This is a genomic window from Pseudomonas sp. S44 (genome assembly GCF_016624805.1).
Lineage (GTDB): Bacteria > Pseudomonadota > Gammaproteobacteria > Pseudomonadales > Pseudomonadaceae > Aquipseudomonas > Aquipseudomonas machongensis.
On record NZ_JACVTY010000011.1, the window covers coordinates 37,798 to 54,623 of the forward strand.

Sequence of the window (16,826 nt, forward strand, 5' to 3'; positions counted from 1 at the left end):
GACGCGCCGAGACTAGAGCGCTGCCCCAGGGGCCGCAACGGAAAAAAGGCGGTAGGAGTATCTTTGGGAAATGGACTACAGGAAAGGCATCTTTTCTGATTTTTCGACCAATGCGGCGCGCATAGGACACGCCAGAGATACCCGGCATTGTCACGCTTAGAGACCAACCTCGCGGCCCCTATCATTTTTGTCAGTTTCGCCAGCGTATCCGTGGGTTCACACTCCAGGCATCCCCTTGGCATGCCCCAGGAGCCAACGATGTCTACCCCTCTTGATGTGCCCACTCTGTTGTCCACCTCTGCGCCCCTCACTTTCAAGGTAGTGCGATCTGCACAAACCGAGTACCCCGCGCCCTCGGTACTCGAGGCTGTGAACAACACCCTCGAACCCATCAATGCCCGCAACGGCGCTACGGTGCGGGTTGCATACTCAGGAATGGCTGCCAGCGATACCCTGGCGGTGGCTTGGATTGGGAGCAATCAAGCAGGACGTTGGGAGAGCGCGCAGAAGCCTGGCAGCGTCTTTGGTAGTGTCGACTTCAGCGTACCTGCGAGCGTAGTCGCCGCGAGCCAAGGCACGGTCGTCGAGGTGCTCTATGCCGTATTACAGGCCGGCAAGGCGGCTGTGCCGTCGTTACCTCTTGCTCTGACCGTGGGTGAATTGGCGCAGGCAGATCTGCCCACGCCGGCCATTACCCAGGCCAACCCGAGCACCCGCAGGCTGGACCTGAACAGCTTCGTCGGCAACGCCTCGGCCACAGTTGCGGCATGGCCGTTGATTGCGACGGGGCAGCGGTTCTGGGTTCGGATCGACGGTACGTTGGAGAATGGTTCGACGCATCGGTTCTATGCGGCCTCGGCTCAGGCGGTAACCGAGGCCCAGGCGGGGCAAGGGCTGGATGTTGCGTTGCTGCGTACGGAGCTGGAGAAGCTCAAGCACGAGTCGGAGGTTTCAGTCACGGTATCGGTGGCGTTCGACGGGGCGAGTAACGAGGCCTCGGCAAAGGCGTTCCCGGTTGCGGCTTACACGCTCGAGAAGCTGATTGCGGTGACACCGACCATTGATTCGGTGATGGACGATAAAGGAAAAGCTGTGCCGCGAGGCGGCTCGACTGTATCGACGACGCTGACGTTGCGCGGGCAGGCGTCAGCGGGGCAGAGGGTGGAGATTCTTGATGGCGATACAGTATTGAAAACTGAAACTGTAGGGGCCACTGGGGAATGGACGAGTACGCTCACTGGGCTGGCTGTGAAGGCTTATGCCCTCAAGGCCAGAGGGCTGTATGGCGCTAATCCGGAATCTGAGGTTTGGGGGCTGACGGTACAGAATGGTGTCTGTGACGATTTCTCCCAGGCACAACTGGGGGTGTACCCTGTAACTCGGCAGAGCCGCATGACTTCTATGTTGGACTGTTATCCTCGGATGGGCAGAGGAGGAAGTAATCCCCAGGCTCAAATTGTCCAAGTGGGCAATAATCGTGAACTTCAGTGGAAATATCAATATATTAGTAACTATACCGAGTCTGATTTATCCCTAGGTCTCAACAGTTTGAACTATCCACTTGAACGCCCACTGACAATAACGCTTGAGTTTTACCTCACTCAGACGAATGCTACCCGTGTATATTTGGTCGCTGGCTATGCAATTGGAGGGGTGGGGCAATATCCGAAGGTCGAGGCATCATCGGAGGCTGGGACAATTGCAATTACTATTCCCGCGGGTGCAATGCATGTCTCATTTCAGGGACTGGCTGGTTGCATAGGTTTCTACCTGGGGGTGAATTATCTAGTGAGTAGCTCTGCGATCATTCACGTCAAGTCAGTGTGTATTTCGCAATAGCTTTTTTGAATTTTACAGAACGCTCTGTGGGGCGCCCGACTATGCACCTGTACGGTTGGGTCCGCTCCCACAGAGCATTGTTCCGCGTTTTTATCAGCGGTCAACGCGGGCTGGTCCAGCGCTTATCTTCCAGGTATCAGCGCCCGCCCTTGCTCCCGACACTCGATACCCACTCTTCACTGCGGCTATGCCCACTGGTGCGCAGCAGCCCCAGGTCCAGCGCATTTTCGCCGTCCGCCGCGCCTTTGCTCTTGGACAGTTCGGCAATGGCCGTCCCTATGTCGACCGGTGAGTTGGAAAAGTCCACCGACACATTGCGTTGATAGTCGCGGCCCGTGAGGGTTTCGCGGCTGACCGATTGGGCTTGCAGATCGACATCTCCAGCGCCGGACTGTATCCGTGCCCCGACCAGGCGTGCCTGGCCGCCAACGTTCAACTCGACGCCTTCACTGCCCTTGATCCTGGCCTGGTGGGCGACGGTGTCGCGCTGGGTGTGGGACACCTCCACTTTTACGGTCGGCGACAGCTTAGGGTCCACCTTGCTCAGCGTTGGGCCAACCTTCTCGGTGACCTTGCCCGCCGCAGGGCCGGAGAGGGCGCCGGCAGCATCGAGATAACCCTGGGGATTCTTCTCGTGGCTCAGGCGGCCATCGGCCTTGACGGTGAGGGTGTCGACGCTGTCCTTGCGGCTGGCCAGCAACAGGTCGCCACCGATGTCGCCGCGAACCTTCTGTGCATCCAGGCTTGCACCCTCGATCCGGGTGTCGCCCTGGCTCGCCAGCTCGATGCGCTCGGCGCGCAGGGTGCTGGCATTCCAGGTCTGGTTGTCGCGCTTGTCGAGGTTGACCTGCACCCGGCCGTGCAGACCACGGATATCCTTGTCCGGCGTCTCGCCGCCATTGAGCCTGAAGCCGGCACCGGCGGTGATGTCGAGATTGTCGCGTTTTTCAGTGTTGCCAGAAGCTTCGACCAGCATGCCGCCGTTGCCGGCGTGCAGCTTGATTTCGCTGGCCGAGGCGTGCAGACCCTGCACGTGCAGGGCGATATCTTCACGGGCGCGGCTGCTGATCAGCAGTTTGCCTTGAGTGTTGAAGTGGGCATCGACGGCCTGGCTTGCCTGCTCGTCGAGCTTGCCGTTGGCGAAGTGGCCGCCGAGAGCGCCGCCTTTGCCGGTCCCGAGCTTGGCAGCGATTTCCAGACCGCCACCCAGGTTGCGCCCCGTGGCCTGTTGGCTGTCGTGGCCCGCCTTGACCTGCAGCAGGCCGGCGCTGTCCAGTTCGATACTGGCTACAGGCGCTTCACGGCTGCCGATGCGGGTGCCTTCGAGGATGAGGTCGCCGCCGCTGGCGAGCACGACCTTGCCCTTGGCGTCGATCTGCGCCACTTGAGCCTTGCTTTGCTGTTTCTGGCGCTCGGCTTGGTCGAGATAGCCGCGGGTTTCGATGCCGGTGCTGCCGGGGCGGTTGCCGACCCTGGCCCAGGCGTTGCCGTCGGTCTGGCGTGTGTGCTCGTTGTGTTGGTCGTTGGCCTGAGTCATCAGCAGCTTGCCGTTGCTGGTGATGCTGAGGTCGCCGTTGCCGACGTTGAAGTGGCTGCCTTGGTACAGGCCGTCGGCGCCCAACTGGACCTGGATGCCCGTTTGCCCATAAAGGCTGCCGACGCGCGCAGTGCGTACGTCTTGCACGCTGCTCGACGAGCCGCCCTTGCCGCTGGCCCGTACATTGAGGTCCTGGCCGGTACTGGTGTCGACCCTGGCATCGCCACCAAAGGCCAGTTGCTCGACGCCATGGGATTGCTCGTCGACTGCCGCGCGCTGGTGATGCTGGTTAGCGCTGATCGCCAGCAGCCCTTGATTGGCACGCCAGGCGGTGCCCTGATCTTCGATACGCTCGGCCTGGACCTTGACACTGGCACCCGACAACTCGCTGACCTGGGCGATTCCGCGGCGCTGGTTCTCCAGGCGTTTGAGATGCTCCACGGTCATGTCACCGCCGACGCTGGGCGCGACCATCGCGTCCTCGGGCGATGCCTGCTGGAAGCGCGCAGCTTCCTCGCCAAGTACCAGGCGCTCGATCGGTCGGGTCAGGTCGCGGTACTCGAGGCTGGCACCGAGGGTGCCGCGCCAGTTGTCGTTGCGCTGAGTGCGTTCGTGCACATCCTGTACGGCACGATTTTCGATCTCGTTGGCCTCGACCACCAGGGCCTTGCCGGCTTCGACGCGGGCGGCCTCGGTAACCAGCTTTGCTGTGCCGATCTTCACATCGCCTCCTGCCTGCAATTCGCTGCGTTGTATCTTGCTGTCGCGCTCACGCACGTTCTCCTTCCGATGATGCCCTTCGAAGTGGCTGCCGATCCGGTCGATGCCGCCGGTCACGGCCAGGCTGCCGCCGCTGTGGGTGGTCTGGGTGTCTGTCTGCTGGTCGTTGCGGGTGGCGCCAAGCGTTATCTGTTGCCCTTGCAGGTTGAGGTCGCCGGTATCGGCCTTGACCTTCGAGCCGTTGACCTGCAAGTGCGCGTCACTGTGCAGCTCGACCGTCGCGCCCTTGAGTTCGCTGGCGACCTGCTCGGTGGCGCGTTGCTCGCTGTGCCGGTTGACCACTGCGTAGCCGACCCCGGCTTCATACTGGCGTGAACCGGGCTTGTCGCCGTTGGCCTCGGTGGTCTGGCGGGCGTGGGCGGTGAGGGTGCGCTGCTGTTCGTCGGTCTTGCTGTCGCTGCGCGCTTGAGCGCTTTCGACGATCAGATCGCCCTTGGCCTCGATCTTGAGCTGCTTGCCAGCCTCGACTTTGGCACCTTCAATGCGCAGTTCCTCGGCACTGGCCAGGCGCAGGTCGCTTTTCGAGCTGACGTCGCTTGCCAGCACTTTTTCCTGCTGGCTGCTGTGGCTGCGGTCGTGGCCGATCAGGCCGAACAGCTTGCTGTCGCTCTGTTTTTCGGTGGTGCTGGAGCGGTTGTGGTCGGCTTCGATCGCCAGGTTGCCGTTGTTGCTGTAGAGCACCGATTCACCTTCGCTGGCGATGGTGCTGCCCTTGACCCTGACCTGCCCGGCGGTGACGTTCAGGTTGGCGCCCGAGGTGATGGTGCTGCCGGCGACCTGCCGCGCGGTGTCGTCCTTGCCCTGGCGGTCGCCGAAGAAGCTGCCGGACACCAGGTCGCCGCGGTAGTCGCGTTGCGTGCCGCGCTTGTCCAGGGCCGTGGTGGTGATCTCGACCTGCTGAGCGGCCAGGGTCATATCGCCCTCGCTGTGCAGGTGGCTGCCTTGCACCTTGAGCGTGCCACCGGCCTTGGCGGTCAGCTCGGCGCCTCGCAGATCGCTGGCTTTGGCGGTTTCCTGATAGTGGTCACTGTCGCTGTCACCCCGCCACAGATGCTTGCGATGGCGAACCTGCTCCTCGACACGCCCGCTCTCCTTGCCTGCTTCGATGTTCAGGTTGGCCGCGCTGTCGAGGGCGAGTGCGCCACCGGCTTGCAGGCTGGCCGCTTGCAGTTGCATGTCGCCGCCGGACTTGAGCGCCAGGCGGTCATCGGCTTTCAGTTGCGTGCCCTGCAGTGCGTGCTGGGTTGTGGTGGTGTTGCTTTCATAGGTTTCGGTGGTGACGAACAACCATTTTTTGTCCCAGGCCTTGCGCTCACGCTCGATGTTCTCCTGGGCTGCGGTGTCCAGCGTGAGTTTCTGCCCTGCATTGACGTCGATCGATTTGCCCTGGCCCGTGACGCCCTGCAGCCTCAGGTCGCCGCTGGCATTGAGGTTGAGGTCACTTTGGCTGCTGCGCAGTACGGCGCCATGCGGGCCGTTGTCACCGATATGCAGGCTGCCGGCGGACTGGATGTCGATGCCGTCGCGACCGTGCATGGCAATCGCCCCGACCCGCACGCCAGCGCCCTCGGCAGTGCTGACCACGCGGATGCGGCCGGCGTGCATGGCGCCGAACAGGCTGGCGTCGATGCTTGCCGGGGTGCCTGGCAGGTGCTCGACGACCTGGCCATTGGTGGCGTCGATGCGGTTGCGCCCGGCAGTCAATTGCAGGTCGTCGCGGGCGTTGAGCGTACCTTTGCTGTCGATGCGCGGGGCAATCAGTTCGAGTGCGCCGCCGTCGTTGCTCTGGCCTCCGCCGAGCACAGTCAGCGCGGCGCTGGCGCTCATCGAGTCAAGCAGGCGCACGCGACCGTCCTCGAGCTGGACATCACCGACCAGAAAACCTGCGCGGGTGGTGTTGATGAAGCTGCCGCCATTGAGGGTGATGCCGTTGCTGTTGGCGAGGATGTAGTCGGCGGGGCGGCCGAAGATTTCCTGGGGGCCTTCGATCAGCGAGGCGTTGCGGCTGACCACTTCGTTGAGGATGGTCGAGGCGGCCTGGCCCTGGAACTGGGGGTTGGCGGCCAGGGCGCCAGCCAGTTGCGACTGGCCCGATTGCAGGGCGTTGTTGAGCACCGCACCCGCCTGGCCGACGTTGTAGTCGAGAAACTGGTTGTGCGACAGGCCGCTGGCGTTGGGGGCGACGATGTCGATTACCGGTACGCCATGGGCGTTGTTGATCAGTGGTGTTCCCGCCGGGCCGGGAGTCGGTTGCAGCCCGCCTTGGGCGAGCAGGGTCGGGGAGGTGGCCATCAGCGTCAGGAAGATGCTCCAGCGCAAGGCATTGGGCGACGTCGGGACATGCAGTTTTTTGGTGTCGTTCACGGGCTTGTCTCTCTTGTTGTGGGTGAATCAGATACTCAGGTTCCATTCGAGCACCCAGACACCGGGCTCCAGGCTGCCGCGCGGCAGGTCGCTGGAGCTCAGCGCGCGCTGGTAGTCCAGGCGCAGGCGCTGGCTCGGGGTGCTCAGCATCACGCCCAGGGTGGCGCCTACCATCCGCTGCGGGCTGCTGCCGTGGTCGAAACGGGTCCAGCCCAGGTCCAGGCCGAGGTGCGGGCGGATTTCCAGGGGCAGGGCGACGGACAGGGGGCGGCTCAGCGTGTTGCGCCACACGGCGCCGCTCGCGCCGGAGACGCTGTGCTGGCGAAAACCGCGCACGGCCAGGTCGTCGGAGAGGGCAAGCTGTTCGATGGCGGGCAGGCGGTCGGGGCTGTACTGCAAGTTCAGCTCGCTCTGCCAGCGCCACTTGCCCTGGTTCAGGTACAGAAGCGTGGCGCGGTACTTGCGAAACCCGGGCTCGGCGCTCTTGCGTCCAAGCGGCTCGCGGTCGGCACCCAACCAGTCGACGCCCTGGGCGATGCCGATATACGCGTTCCACAGGCCGGCTTCGAGCCAGAACAGGTTGATGCCGGCTTCCAGGGTGGTCAGCACCGGGCTTTGCTGGGCGACCTTGAGCGGGCCGAACCAGGTGGCCACGCGCTTGTGATCCAGACGCAGGCTGGCGTTGAGCATGCCTTGTTGATTGCGCCAGAGCATGCGCTCGACGCTCAGGCCTTGCAGGCTGCTGTTGCCGTGGCTGCCGATCTGGCTGCCGGGCAGCGGCGCGCGGTATTGCAGTTGGCTGGCGTTGAGGGCGAAGGTCCAGGGACCATAGGGGAGGCTGTAGTAGAGGCTGGCGCCCTGGCTGCGACCTGGCGCGTCGAATACCGTCGACAGCAGCGAAATGCGCAGGTCGTCGTTCAGGCTCAAGGGGCTGTCCAGGCCCAGCGTGAGGCTCAGCCGGTGGCGGCCGGTGAGTGCACTGCCGCGATTGTCCAGACGGCTGTCCAGGTGCCAGCGCGAGCTGACGTGGCGTGGTTCGATCTGGATGTGGGTGCCGCCAGGCAGGTCGCCGGGTCGCACGTTGGCGCCAAGATCATAGGCTCTGAGGCGATTCAACTGGTCCAGCCCTTGTTCCAGGTCAGGCAGGTGCAAGGGCTGGCCGAGCATGCCGGGGAAGGCGCTGGCCAGTGACAGCGGCAGCGCGTTGTCGAGTGCGATGCTTTCGACGAATCCTTCGATAATCACGATATCGAGGGGCATGCCAGCACCTGGTTGGCGCGCCAGGTAAGGGCGGCTTGCGGGATATCCGGCTTGGACGTAGCGTTCAGTGATGGCCAGCAGCAGGCGGTTGATGTCCGCCGGCCCCATGCAACCGTGCAGCAGGGGCCGCAGGCTCTGTTCGAGGGCGGTGTTGGTGACGCGCCTGTTACCGCTCAGGCGCAGGCCGCTGACCGGCCAACATTGCTCTGCAGGCGCTGCCGATGGCGCCTGGCGCTCCAGTGTTTGCGGGGCAGAGCGGCGCTGCCATTGCTCCAGTCGCTGCTGTTGCTGCAGGTGCTGAAGCTCGCGTTGCTGGTCGCGCAGTTGCTCGCTGGCGGGATCGGCTGCAAGGGCAACCGAGCTGGTCAGCAGCGCGAGCAATGCATGGGTGATAGAGCGACAAATAGCCGGAAACGGGGTGTTCGCCATGGAAGAATTCCGCAGAGGTCGTACGGTTCGCGTACTCGTTTGCGTGGATTCTAAAAATTCGAACAGTCGTTTGGATGCGGTACGTTGCCTGCTTGGGTATCAGGCAAATAACGTTTTTGAGTCGGGATATTCTGAGGATTTGCTGTAGATGTAGGACGCCGCCCCGTCAGGCTACGCCGCCTTCCTCAGGTGGGCGCCCTGCAGCGCAGCAGTGGAAGGTGCAGGGAGCCCGCAGGCTCAGGGGCGAATCTCGATCATGGTGCCGTCCTTGACCATGCTCCACACTTCACGCATGTCGTCGTTGCGCATGGCGATGCAGCCTTCGGTCCAGTCGAGGGTGTGGAAATACCACTCCGGGTATTCTTCGTTGATCGGTGTGCCGTGGATCATGATCATGCTGCCGGCATTGACCCCTTCGCGGCGCGCCTTGGCGGCGTCGCTGATGTTCGGGTAGGAGATGTGCATGGCCAGGTTGTAGCGGTCGCTGACCTTGCGCCAGTCGAGCCAGTAAAAGCCTTCAGGGGTGCGCTTGTCGCCTTCGCGCTCCTTGGCGCCCTTGGGTTGCTTGCCCAGGGAGATGCGGTAGGTCTTGAATGGCTCGCCGCGGCTGATCAGTTGCAGGCGCCGCTCTGACTTGAGCACCAGCACCTTGTCGATCTGCGGCTGGCTGCTGCTTTGCGCAGGCCTGGCCTGGGGCTGCGTGCCCTGCGACGTGGTCGCGGGCAGGGGCTTGCGAATGATGGTCTCGGTGAACGCCGCCTGGGACACCGATGCAACGCACAAGCAGAAGAGGGCAAGCAACCAGCGCATGAAACGTATCCTGAAGTAGCTAGGTGGACGATGAAACGTTCATCGGCGGCAGGTATTCATGGCCTATGGGGTACTGCTGCCCGATGCGGTCGCGATAATAGCATTCTAGTGTCCGCGTGACGGTGCGGAAAGCCAGTTCGTTCCAGGGTATTTCATGCTCCTCGAACAAGCGCACCTCCAGGCTCTCGACGCCCACGTCGAAGTCCAGGTCAGCCAGTTCTGCGCGGAAGAACACATGCACCTGGTTGATGTGCGGCAGGTCGAACAACTGGTAGAGGGTGGTCGGGCCGACGCGTGCGCAGGCTTCCTCGACGGTCTCGCGGCGCGCGGCCTGGTCGAGGGTTTCGCCGTTCTCCATGAAACCAGCCGGCAGCGTCCAGAAGCCGCGGCGCGGCTCGATGGCGCGGCGGCACAGCAACACCTGGCTGCCCCAGACGGGCAAGACGCCTGCGACGATGTTGGGGTTCTGGTAGTGGATGGTCTGGCAGGAGGGGCAGACGTACCGCAGGCGGCTGTCGCCCTCGGGAATCTGCTGAATGACCGGTTGGCCGCACGCGCTGCAGAATTTCATGCTTTTATTCCTGTGTGAGCCGCTATCTTGGCGCGGCCGGCGGGGTTGCCGCAAGCCGTCGGGGCTTGGGTGCCTCGCGGCTTTGGTGCATCATGCAAGGCAGGCCTTGGAATCGAGAGTGCGTAATGCTGGACGAGCTTCTTCGCCGAATGAGCAACCATACCCCCGCGTCACTGGAGGCGGATCGCCGTTTTCCCGAGGCGGCGGTGCTGCTGCCCATTACCCGTAGCGAAGAGCCCGAGCTGGTGCTCACCTTGCGTGCCAAGGGGCTTTCCACCCATGGTGGCGAGGTGGCCTTTCCGGGAGGGCGCCGCGATCCGGAAGACCCGGACCTGGTGTTCACCGCCCTGCGCGAAGCCGAGGAGGAAATCGGCCTGCCGCCGGGGTTGGTCGAGGTGATCGGCCCGCTGAGCCCGCTGATTTCGTTGCACGGACTGAAGGTTACGCCGTTCGTCGGGTTGATTCCGGATTACGTCGAGTACCAGCCCAACGATGCCGAAATCGCAGCGGTGTTCAACGTCCCGCTGTCGTTCTTTCGCCAGGACCCACGCGACCACACCCATCGCATCGACTACCAGGGGCGCAGCTGGTACGTGCCCAGCTACCGTTATGGCGACTACAAGATCTGGGGGCTGTCGGCGATCATGATCGTCGAGTTGGTCAACGTGCTGTTCGATGCCGGTATCAGCCTGCACCAGCCGCCAGAGCGCTTTATCCAGAACTGAGCGGGGCTCACCCGCCGACCGCGTCCAACCGTGAGGAACATGACATGAAATACCGCCTGGGCGACCTGCGGGTCGAAGCCCATCCCAGCAGTTGGGCCGCGCCCACTGCCACCTTGATCGGCAAGGTGCGCCTGCAGGCCCGGGCCAGTGTGTGGTTCGGCGCCGTGCTGCGCGGCGACAACGAGCTGATCGACATCGGCGAGGACAGCAATGTCCAGGACGGTACGGTGATGCACACCGACATGGGTTCGCCGCTGACCTTGGGCAAGGGCGTGACCATCGGTCACAATGCCATGCTGCATGGCTGCAGCGTCGGCGACTACAGCCTGGTCGGCATCAATGCGGTCATCCTCAACGGCGCGCGGATCGGCAAGCACTGCATCATCGGCGCCAATGCGCTGATCCCCGAGGGCAAGGAGATTCCCGACGGTTCGCTGGTGATGGGCTCGCCAGGCAAGGTGGTGCGCGAGCTGACCGAGCAGCAGATGCGCATGCTCGAAGCCAGCGCCGCGCACTATGTGCACAACGCCGAGCGCTATGCGCGGGAGCTGGTGGTCGATGAAGACTGACGAGCGGCCGGTCGCTTCGCCGTGCGTTAACGTCTGTGCGCTGGATGAGCAGGACATCTGCATCGGTTGCCAGCGTACGGTGCAGGAGATCACCCGATGGGCGCGGATGGACAATGACGAGCGCCGGGCGGTGATCAAGCTTTGCCACGAAAGGGCACTAGAGGCTGGCCTCATCCTCTAGTCTGATGCAGAACCCTGTGGTAGCGGGCATGCCCGCGAACACCGGCACAGCCGGTGCCATCCACCGCGTTGGATTCTTCGCGGGTGAACCCGCTCCCACAGGGATCACGCCGCCCTTGAAGCTGATGTTGTACCTGTGGGAGCGGGTTTACCCGCGAACTGCCCAAAGGTAATCTGTGCGGCTTGCCCACAGACTACCCGCCATGTTCTATCTCATTGCCTACATAAGCAGCGTAGTGCTGATCAACTACGCCTTCTCCAGTGCCCCGCACCTGGACGTGATCTGGTCCGCCTGGGGCGGTCTGGTGTTCATCCTGCGCGACATGGTGCAGACCCGTTACGGGCATGGCGCGCTGATTGCGATGCTGGCGGCGCTGGTGCTGTCCTACGCGACTTCGGAGCCGGCCATCGCCCTGGCCAGTGCTACGGCCTTCTTCGTGTCCGAACTGATCGACTGGCTGGTGTTCAGCGTCACCCGCAGGCCCCTGCGTGACCGTTTGTGGCTGAGCTCGGCGCTGAGTATTCCGGTGGACACCTTCATCTTCTTCGGCATGATCGGTGCGCTGACGCCTGCCGTGATCGGCACGGCGATGGCCTCGAAGTTCGCCGGTGTAACGGCGGTCTGGCTGATCATGGCATGGCGGGCGCGACGCGCGCTGGCGGTGGGTTGATCCGCGCCCGATTGATGTAGAATACCGGTCCTTTTTCAGCGGGCAGCACCAGCCGGCGCGCCCCGGACGCCTTCGAGGACCTGAAATGACCCGTATCGGAACCCCATTGTCGCCGACTGCGACCCGCGTACTGCTGTGTGGCTGCGGCGAACTGGGCAAGGAAGTGGTGATCGAGCTGCAGCGCCTGGGTGTCGAGGTGATCGCCGTTGACCGTTACGCCAACGCGCCTGCCATGCAGGTCGCGCACCGCAGCCATGTGATCAACATGCTCGACGGCGTCGCCCTGCGTGCGGTGATCGAAGCCGAAAAACCGCACTACATCGTGCCGGAAATCGAGGCCATCGCCACCGCTACGCTGGTCGAGCTGGAAAACGAAGGTTTCAACGTGGTGCCGACCGCCCGCGCCACCCAGCTGACCATGAACCGTGAAGGCATCCGTCGCCTGGCGGCTGAAGAGCTGCAGCTGCCGACCTCGCCCTATCACTTCGCCGACACCTATGAAGACTTTGCCAAGGGCGTGGCCGATGTTGGCTACCCGTGCGTGGTCAAGCCGGTAATGAGCTCGTCGGGCAAGGGCCAGAGCCTGCTGCGCAGCGATGCCGACCTGCAGAAAGCCTGGGACTACGCCCAGGAAGGCGGGCGTGCCGGCAAGGGCCGGGTGATCGTCGAGGGTTTCATCGATTTCGAGTACGAAATCACCCTGCTGACCGTGCGTCATGTGGGCGGCACCACCTTCCTCGCGCCGGTCGGCCACCGTCAGGAGAAGGGCGACTATCAGGAGTCCTGGCAGCCTCAGGCGATGAGTCCGAAGGCGCTGGCCGAGTCGCAGCGTGTGGCCCAGGCCGTCACCGATGCGCTGGGCGGCCGTGGCCTGTTCGGCGTCGAGCTGTTCGTCAAGGGCGACCAGGTGTGGTTCAGCGAAGTGTCGCCACGTCCACATGACACTGGTCTGGTCACCTTGATTTCCCAGGACCTGTCGCAGTTCGCCCTGCATGCCCGTGCGATTCTCGGCCTGCCGATCCCGGTGGTGCGTCAGTTCGGCCCGTCGGCCTCGGCGGTGATCCTGCCCGAGGGTCAGTCGCAGCAGACCAGTTTCGCCAACCTGGGCGCAGCGCTGAGCGAGCCAGACACCGCCATTCGCCTGTTCGGCAAGCCGGAAATCAATGGCACCCGCCGCATGGGCGTGTGCCTGGCCCGCGACGAGTCGGTCGAAGCGGCACGGGCCAAGGCGACCCGTGCTTCGCAGGCGGTCAAGGTCGAGTTCTGATCTGAGATCGCACGGGGCTGCCGAGCAGCCCATTCGCGGGCAAGCCCGCTCCTGCAGACTCCTGCAGGAGCGGGCTTGCTTCAACTGCTCAAAGCTCGGTATGGCGGGTTTCCTTCAGGCACAGCACGGCAATCAGGCTGATCACCGCCGCCACCGACACATATCCCCCCACCCAGCTCAAACCGCCCATGTTCACCAGTTGCTGGGCGAAGAACGGTGCCGCCGAGGCGCCGACGATGCCGCCCAGGTTGTAGGCCGCCGAGGCCCCGGTGTAACGCACGTGGGTCGGAAACAGCTCAGGCAGCAGCGCGCCCATCGGTGCGAAGGTCACGCCCATCAGGAACAGTTCGATCGCCAGGAACAGCGCCACGCCGGCAGTGGAGCCCGAGGTCAGCAGGGGTTCCATGGTGAAGCCTGAGGCAATGGCCAGCAGGCCGCCGACGATCAGCACCGGCTTGCGCCCATAGCGGTCGCTCAGCCAGGCCGACAGCGGCGTAGCCAGGGCCATGAACACCACGGCGAAGCACAGCAGGCCGAGGAAGGTTTCGCGGCTGTAGCCCAGCGTCGACACGCCGTAGCTCAGCGAGAATACCGTGGAGATGTAGAACAGTGCGTAGCACACCACCATCGCCGCAGCGCCCAGCAAGGTGGGCATCCAGTATTTGGCGAACAGGTCGACAACCGGCATTTTCACCCGCTCTTGACGGGCTACGGCCTTGGCGAACACCGGGCTTTCCTCGAGCTTCAGGCGTACGTACAGCCCCACCAGCACCAGGGCAGCGCTGAGCAGGAACGGAATGCGCCAGCCCCACTCACGGAACTGCTCGTCGCTGAGCACCAGTGCCAGGGTCAGGAAAAGACCGTTGGCGGCGAGAAAACCAATCGATGGGCCCAACTGCGGGAACATGCCGAACCAGGCGCGCTTGCCGGGTGGTGCGTTCTCGGTGGCGAGCAGGGCCGCGCCGCCCCATTCGCCGCCCAACCCCAGCCCCTGGCCGAAGCGCAGCACGCAAAGGATGATTGGTGCCCACACGCCGATGCTGTCATAGCCTGGCAGTACACCGATCAGCGTGGTGGATACGCCCATCAGCAGCAATGAAGCGACCAGGGTCGACTTGCGCCCGATGCGATCACCGAAGTGGCCGAACAAGGCCGAGCCCAGCGGTCGGGCAAGGAAGGCGATACCGAAGGTGAGAAAGGCTGCCAGCATCTGCGCGGTGCCTGAGCCGGACGGGAAGAATACCGGCCCGATCACCAGCGCAGCGGCCGTGGCGTACACGTAGAAATCGTAGAACTCGATGGCGGTGCCGATGAAGCTGGCGGTGGCGACCCGGGCGGGCGAATTGACCGGGGTCGCCGAGTCAGGCTCGGCGTAGGTGCTGCTGGTTGTCATGCGTAGGTCCCTGAACAGTCGTTCGCGCGGCCGAGCAGGCGGGCCGCAGCGTATTGTTGTGGTTCGCCAGGCTGACGAGGGCCCAAGGGGTGGCAGGGAGCGGGCGCTGCTCGGGGTAGGACGCAGGGCTGCTGGCACGTCAGTGAGGCGGACTGGCCGTGGGGCGCCGGGTGCGGGTAGCAGGCGGGACGGCAGGGCTGGGTAAGCGTGGCCCGAGTATAGCTATCGGGTTACGGTCCAGACCAGTACCTTACTGGCGCAATTGTCCTCGGTTTCGAGGATTTCCAGGCGGTAGCGTCCGACTTTCAGGCATACCGCGCTTGCCGGGATGCTTTCCAGTGCTTCGGTGACCAGGCCATTGAGGGTTTTCGGGCCGCCGTCGCAGGGCAGGTGCCATCCCAGGCTGCGGTTGAGCTCGCGCAGCGAGGCGGTGCCTTCGATGATGAAGCGGCCATCGGGCTGGGGATGGATATGGGGGTTGTCCAGGCTCTGTTCGTCCTCGAACTCGCCGACGATCTCTTCAAGGATGTCTTCGAGCGTCACGATCCCCAGCACTTCGCCGTACTCGTCCACGACCACGCCCATTCGCCGCTGCTGCTTGTGGAAGTTCAGCAGTTGCATTTGCAGTGGGGTGCTTTCCGGGACGAAGTAGGGCTCGTAGCAGGCGGCCTGCAGCTTCTCCAGGGTCAGTTCGGCGCGTGGCAGCAGGTGGCTGATGAGCTTGGTGTTAAGGATCGCTTCGACCTGGTTGATGTCGTTGTGATAGACGGGCAGGCGGGTGTGGCGGCTGAGGATCAACTGTTCGATGACTTGTTCGATCGGGTCGTCGAGGTTGATGCCGTCGACTTCGTTGCGCGGGACCAGAATGTCGTTGACGGTAATCTTGTCCAGCGCTTGCAGGCCCTCGAGCAGGCCCTGGCGTGGTGGTTCATGGGGCTCGTCGTCATCCTGGGCGTCTTCATCCTGTGGGTGCAGGGCGACGGCGTTGGGTTGTACGCGCAATGGGCGCAGGATCAGCTTGGCCGTGCCGTCGAGCAGGCAGGCCACAGGCTGCAGCGCCGCCAGTGGCAGCTTGAGCAGGCTGGCGCCAAGGCTGACATAGGCCTGTGGGTTGCGCCGGGCCAGGCGCCTTGGCAGGTATTCGGTCAGCACCAGCAGTGCCAGCGTGGCGCACAGCCCGGCCAGCCAGAAACCATGCTCGCCGCTGTAGCGCTGGCCGATCAGGCAGGCCAGGCCCAGCACCAGCAATCTGCCCAGGCTGGCACAGAGCACCAAGGCCTGGGCGGGCAGGGTGGGCTGTTCGGCTTCACCGGCGCGGGCGTGGCCGTTGAGCTGCTGGCGGGCGGCCTCGACCGCGCTGAACAGCGCCGACCACAGCAGCGCCAGTATCAGGGTGCCGAGCAGCGGGGCGTACGGCAAAGTGTCCATGATTGCCCGTCAGATGTGCAGGATGAATTCGCGAACCAGCTTGCTGCCAAAATAGGCCAGCATCAGCAGGCAGAAGCCCGCCAGGGTCCAGCGGATCGCCTTGTGCCCGCGCCATCCGAGGCGATTGCGCCCCCACAACAGGACGCTGAACACGATCCAGGCCAGGCACGACAGCGAGGTCTTGTGTACCAGGTGCTGGGCGAACAGGTTCTCGAAGAACAGCCAGCCGGAGATCAGCGAAAGCGACAGGAAGATCCAGCCCGCCCAGAGAAAGCCGAACAGCAGGCTTTCCATTGTTTGCAGTGGAGGGAAGTTGCGGATCAGCCCCGAGGGGTGCTTGTGCTTGAGCTGGTGGTCCTGGAGCAACAGGAGCAAGGCCTGGACCACGGCGATGGTGAACAGGCCATAGGCGAGGATCGACAGCAGGATGTGCGCCAGGATGCCGGGTTCTTCATTGACCAGCGGCACGGTGCCCGCCGGTGCGAACTGTGCCAGCAGCGCCGTCACTGCACCCAGCGGGAACAGCAGCACCAGCAGGTTCTCCACCGGAATGCTCAGGCAGGCGAGCAACGTCAGGGCGATCACCGCGGTGGCGATCAGGCTGGCGGCGCTGAAGAAGTCGAGGCTCAGGCCCAGCGGGGTGAGCAACTGGAAGAACAGGGCGCAGGTCTGTGCGACAACGGCAATCACGCCCAGCAGGCCGAGCAGGCGTTTGTCGACCTTGGCACCCTGTGCCAGGCGCGAACCTTGATAGGCCGTCGCGGCAATATAAAGGATGGCTGCGATCAGGTTGGGGATGAGGCTGGGTGAGGAGAGCATAGGTCCTGGTAGGCGAGCCCTTAAAGGAGGGGAGTTTGGCATAGAACGCGGTTGCCTAGGAAGACTGCAGACCGCGTCGTCCTTTTCGCGGCCAAGCCTGCTCCTGCAGCCCCTGAGTTTCTTGGGCGCGGGCTGCCCGCGAGCGGCCCCCCGATCACCGCTCGGCACCAAGGTGTGCGCCACC

Annotated in this window: 12 protein-coding genes and 1 pseudogene; 6 read left to right on the plus strand and 7 right to left on the minus strand. The window is 63.8% G+C overall.

Translation table 11 applies throughout. From position 1 onward, the window contains the following. Nucleotides 1-258 precede the first annotated feature (258 nt). Nucleotides 259-1,839, plus strand: coding sequence for a hypothetical protein (locus IAE40_RS10900; RefSeq protein ID WP_200603168.1), 1,581 nt, complete (start codon nucleotides 259-261; stop codon nucleotides 1,837-1,839). Between the two features lie 136 nt (nucleotides 1,840-1,975). Here the strand turns inward: IAE40_RS10900 and IAE40_RS10905 are convergent, their stop codons facing one another. From IAE40_RS10905 to IAE40_RS10920, 4 genes and pseudogenes are all read right to left on the minus strand, one after another. After that, nucleotides 1,976-6,520, minus strand: a complete 4,545-nt coding sequence (locus IAE40_RS10905) for a hemagglutinin repeat-containing protein (protein WP_325167274.1) — start codon at nucleotides 6,518-6,520, stop codon at nucleotides 1,976-1,978. A gap of 27 nt (nucleotides 6,521-6,547) precedes the next feature. Then, nucleotides 6,548-8,209: a ShlB/FhaC/HecB family hemolysin secretion/activation protein gene (locus IAE40_RS10910; RefSeq protein WP_197892264.1), complete on the minus strand. Its 1,662-nt coding sequence runs from the start codon at nucleotides 8,207-8,209 to the stop codon at nucleotides 6,548-6,550. 237 nt (nucleotides 8,210-8,446) lie between these two features. Then, nucleotides 8,447-8,866: pseudogene (locus IAE40_RS10915) on the minus strand (L,D-transpeptidase family protein); the annotation flags it as partial. Between the two features lie 172 nt (nucleotides 8,867-9,038). Beyond that, complete coding sequence (locus IAE40_RS10920; protein ID WP_063543294.1) at nucleotides 9,039-9,590, minus strand: NUDIX hydrolase; 552 nt, start codon at nucleotides 9,588-9,590, stop codon at nucleotides 9,039-9,041. Between the two features lie 125 nt (nucleotides 9,591-9,715). On the opposite strand from IAE40_RS10920, the gene IAE40_RS10925 reads away from it, so the two are divergent. The 5 genes from IAE40_RS10925 to purT all read left to right on the plus strand — a co-directional run bounded on the left by IAE40_RS10925 (nucleotide 9,716) and on the right by purT (nucleotide 13,002). Then, nucleotides 9,716-10,315, plus strand: a complete 600-nt coding sequence (locus IAE40_RS10925) for a CoA pyrophosphatase (RefSeq protein WP_054894676.1) — start codon at nucleotides 9,716-9,718, stop codon at nucleotides 10,313-10,315. Nucleotides 10,316-10,359: 44 nt separating this feature from the next. Beyond that, nucleotides 10,360-10,884 carry a gamma carbonic anhydrase family protein gene (locus IAE40_RS10930; protein ID WP_153773959.1) on the plus strand — a complete coding sequence of 175 codons (525 nt, stop codon included), beginning with the start codon at nucleotides 10,360-10,362 and terminating at the stop codon, nucleotides 10,882-10,884. Continuing rightward, nucleotides 10,874-11,065 (plus strand): DUF1289 domain-containing protein, encoded by a 192-nt coding sequence (locus IAE40_RS10935; RefSeq protein ID WP_063543296.1) that lies wholly within the window; start codon nucleotides 10,874-10,876, stop codon nucleotides 11,063-11,065. Before IAE40_RS10930 ends, IAE40_RS10935 begins: the two co-directional genes overlap by 11 nt. Before the next feature lie 202 nt (nucleotides 11,066-11,267). Further along, on the plus strand, nucleotides 11,268-11,735 hold the full coding sequence (locus IAE40_RS10940; protein WP_065863171.1) for a VUT family protein: 468 nt from the start codon (nucleotides 11,268-11,270) through the stop codon (nucleotides 11,733-11,735). Nucleotides 11,736-11,820: 85 nt separating this feature from the next. Further along, a complete protein-coding gene (gene purT / locus IAE40_RS10945) occupies nucleotides 11,821-13,002 on the plus strand; it encodes a formate-dependent phosphoribosylglycinamide formyltransferase (RefSeq protein WP_054895619.1) in 1,182 nt (393 codons plus the stop codon). Nucleotides 13,003-13,090: 88 nt separating this feature from the next. Here the strand turns inward: purT and IAE40_RS10950 are convergent, their stop codons facing one another. From IAE40_RS10950 to IAE40_RS10960, 3 genes are all read right to left on the minus strand, one after another. Continuing rightward, nucleotides 13,091-14,395, minus strand: coding sequence for an MFS transporter (locus tag IAE40_RS10950; RefSeq protein ID WP_197893150.1), 1,305 nt, complete (start codon nucleotides 14,393-14,395; stop codon nucleotides 13,091-13,093). Nucleotides 14,396-14,617: 222 nt separating this feature from the next. After that, nucleotides 14,618-15,823 (minus strand): transporter associated domain-containing protein, encoded by a 1,206-nt coding sequence (locus IAE40_RS10955; protein ID WP_054895621.1) that lies wholly within the window; start codon nucleotides 15,821-15,823, stop codon nucleotides 14,618-14,620. Between the two features lie 9 nt (nucleotides 15,824-15,832). Beyond that, the gene (locus IAE40_RS10960; RefSeq protein ID WP_054895622.1) at nucleotides 15,833-16,642 is read right to left on the minus strand and encodes a cytochrome C assembly family protein; all 810 of its coding nucleotides are present in this window, start codon (nucleotides 16,640-16,642) and stop codon (nucleotides 15,833-15,835) included. Nucleotides 16,643-16,826: the final 184 nt, after the last annotated feature.

Bases quoted from the DNA above. Each gene is read 5' to 3' on its own strand.
- IAE40_RS10900 (WP_200603168.1), top strand. From the start codon at position 259: ATGTCTACCCCTCTTGATGTGCCCACTCTGTTGTCCACCTCTGCGCCC.
- IAE40_RS10910 (WP_197892264.1), bottom strand. From the start codon at position 8,209: ATGGCGAACACCCCGTTTCCGGCTATTTGTCGCTCTATCACCCATGCA.
- IAE40_RS10920 (WP_063543294.1), bottom strand. From the start codon at position 9,590: ATGAAATTCTGCAGCGCGTGCGGCCAACCGGTCATTCAGCAGATTCCC.
- IAE40_RS10925 (WP_054894676.1), top strand. From the start codon at position 9,716: ATGCTGGACGAGCTTCTTCGCCGAATGAGCAACCATACCCCCGCGTCA.
- IAE40_RS10930 (WP_153773959.1), top strand. From the start codon at position 10,360: ATGAAATACCGCCTGGGCGACCTGCGGGTCGAAGCCCATCCCAGCAGT.
- IAE40_RS10935 (WP_063543296.1), top strand. From the start codon at position 10,874: ATGAAGACTGACGAGCGGCCGGTCGCTTCGCCGTGCGTTAACGTCTGT.
- IAE40_RS10940 (WP_065863171.1), top strand. From the start codon at position 11,268: ATGTTCTATCTCATTGCCTACATAAGCAGCGTAGTGCTGATCAACTAC.
- purT (WP_054895619.1), top strand. From the start codon at position 11,821: ATGACCCGTATCGGAACCCCATTGTCGCCGACTGCGACCCGCGTACTG.
- IAE40_RS10950 (WP_197893150.1), bottom strand. From the start codon at position 14,395: ATGACAACCAGCAGCACCTACGCCGAGCCTGACTCGGCGACCCCGGTC.
- IAE40_RS10955 (WP_054895621.1), bottom strand. From the start codon at position 15,823: ATGGACACTTTGCCGTACGCCCCGCTGCTCGGCACCCTGATACTGGCG.
- IAE40_RS10960 (WP_054895622.1), bottom strand. From the start codon at position 16,642: ATGCTCTCCTCACCCAGCCTCATCCCCAACCTGATCGCAGCCATCCTT.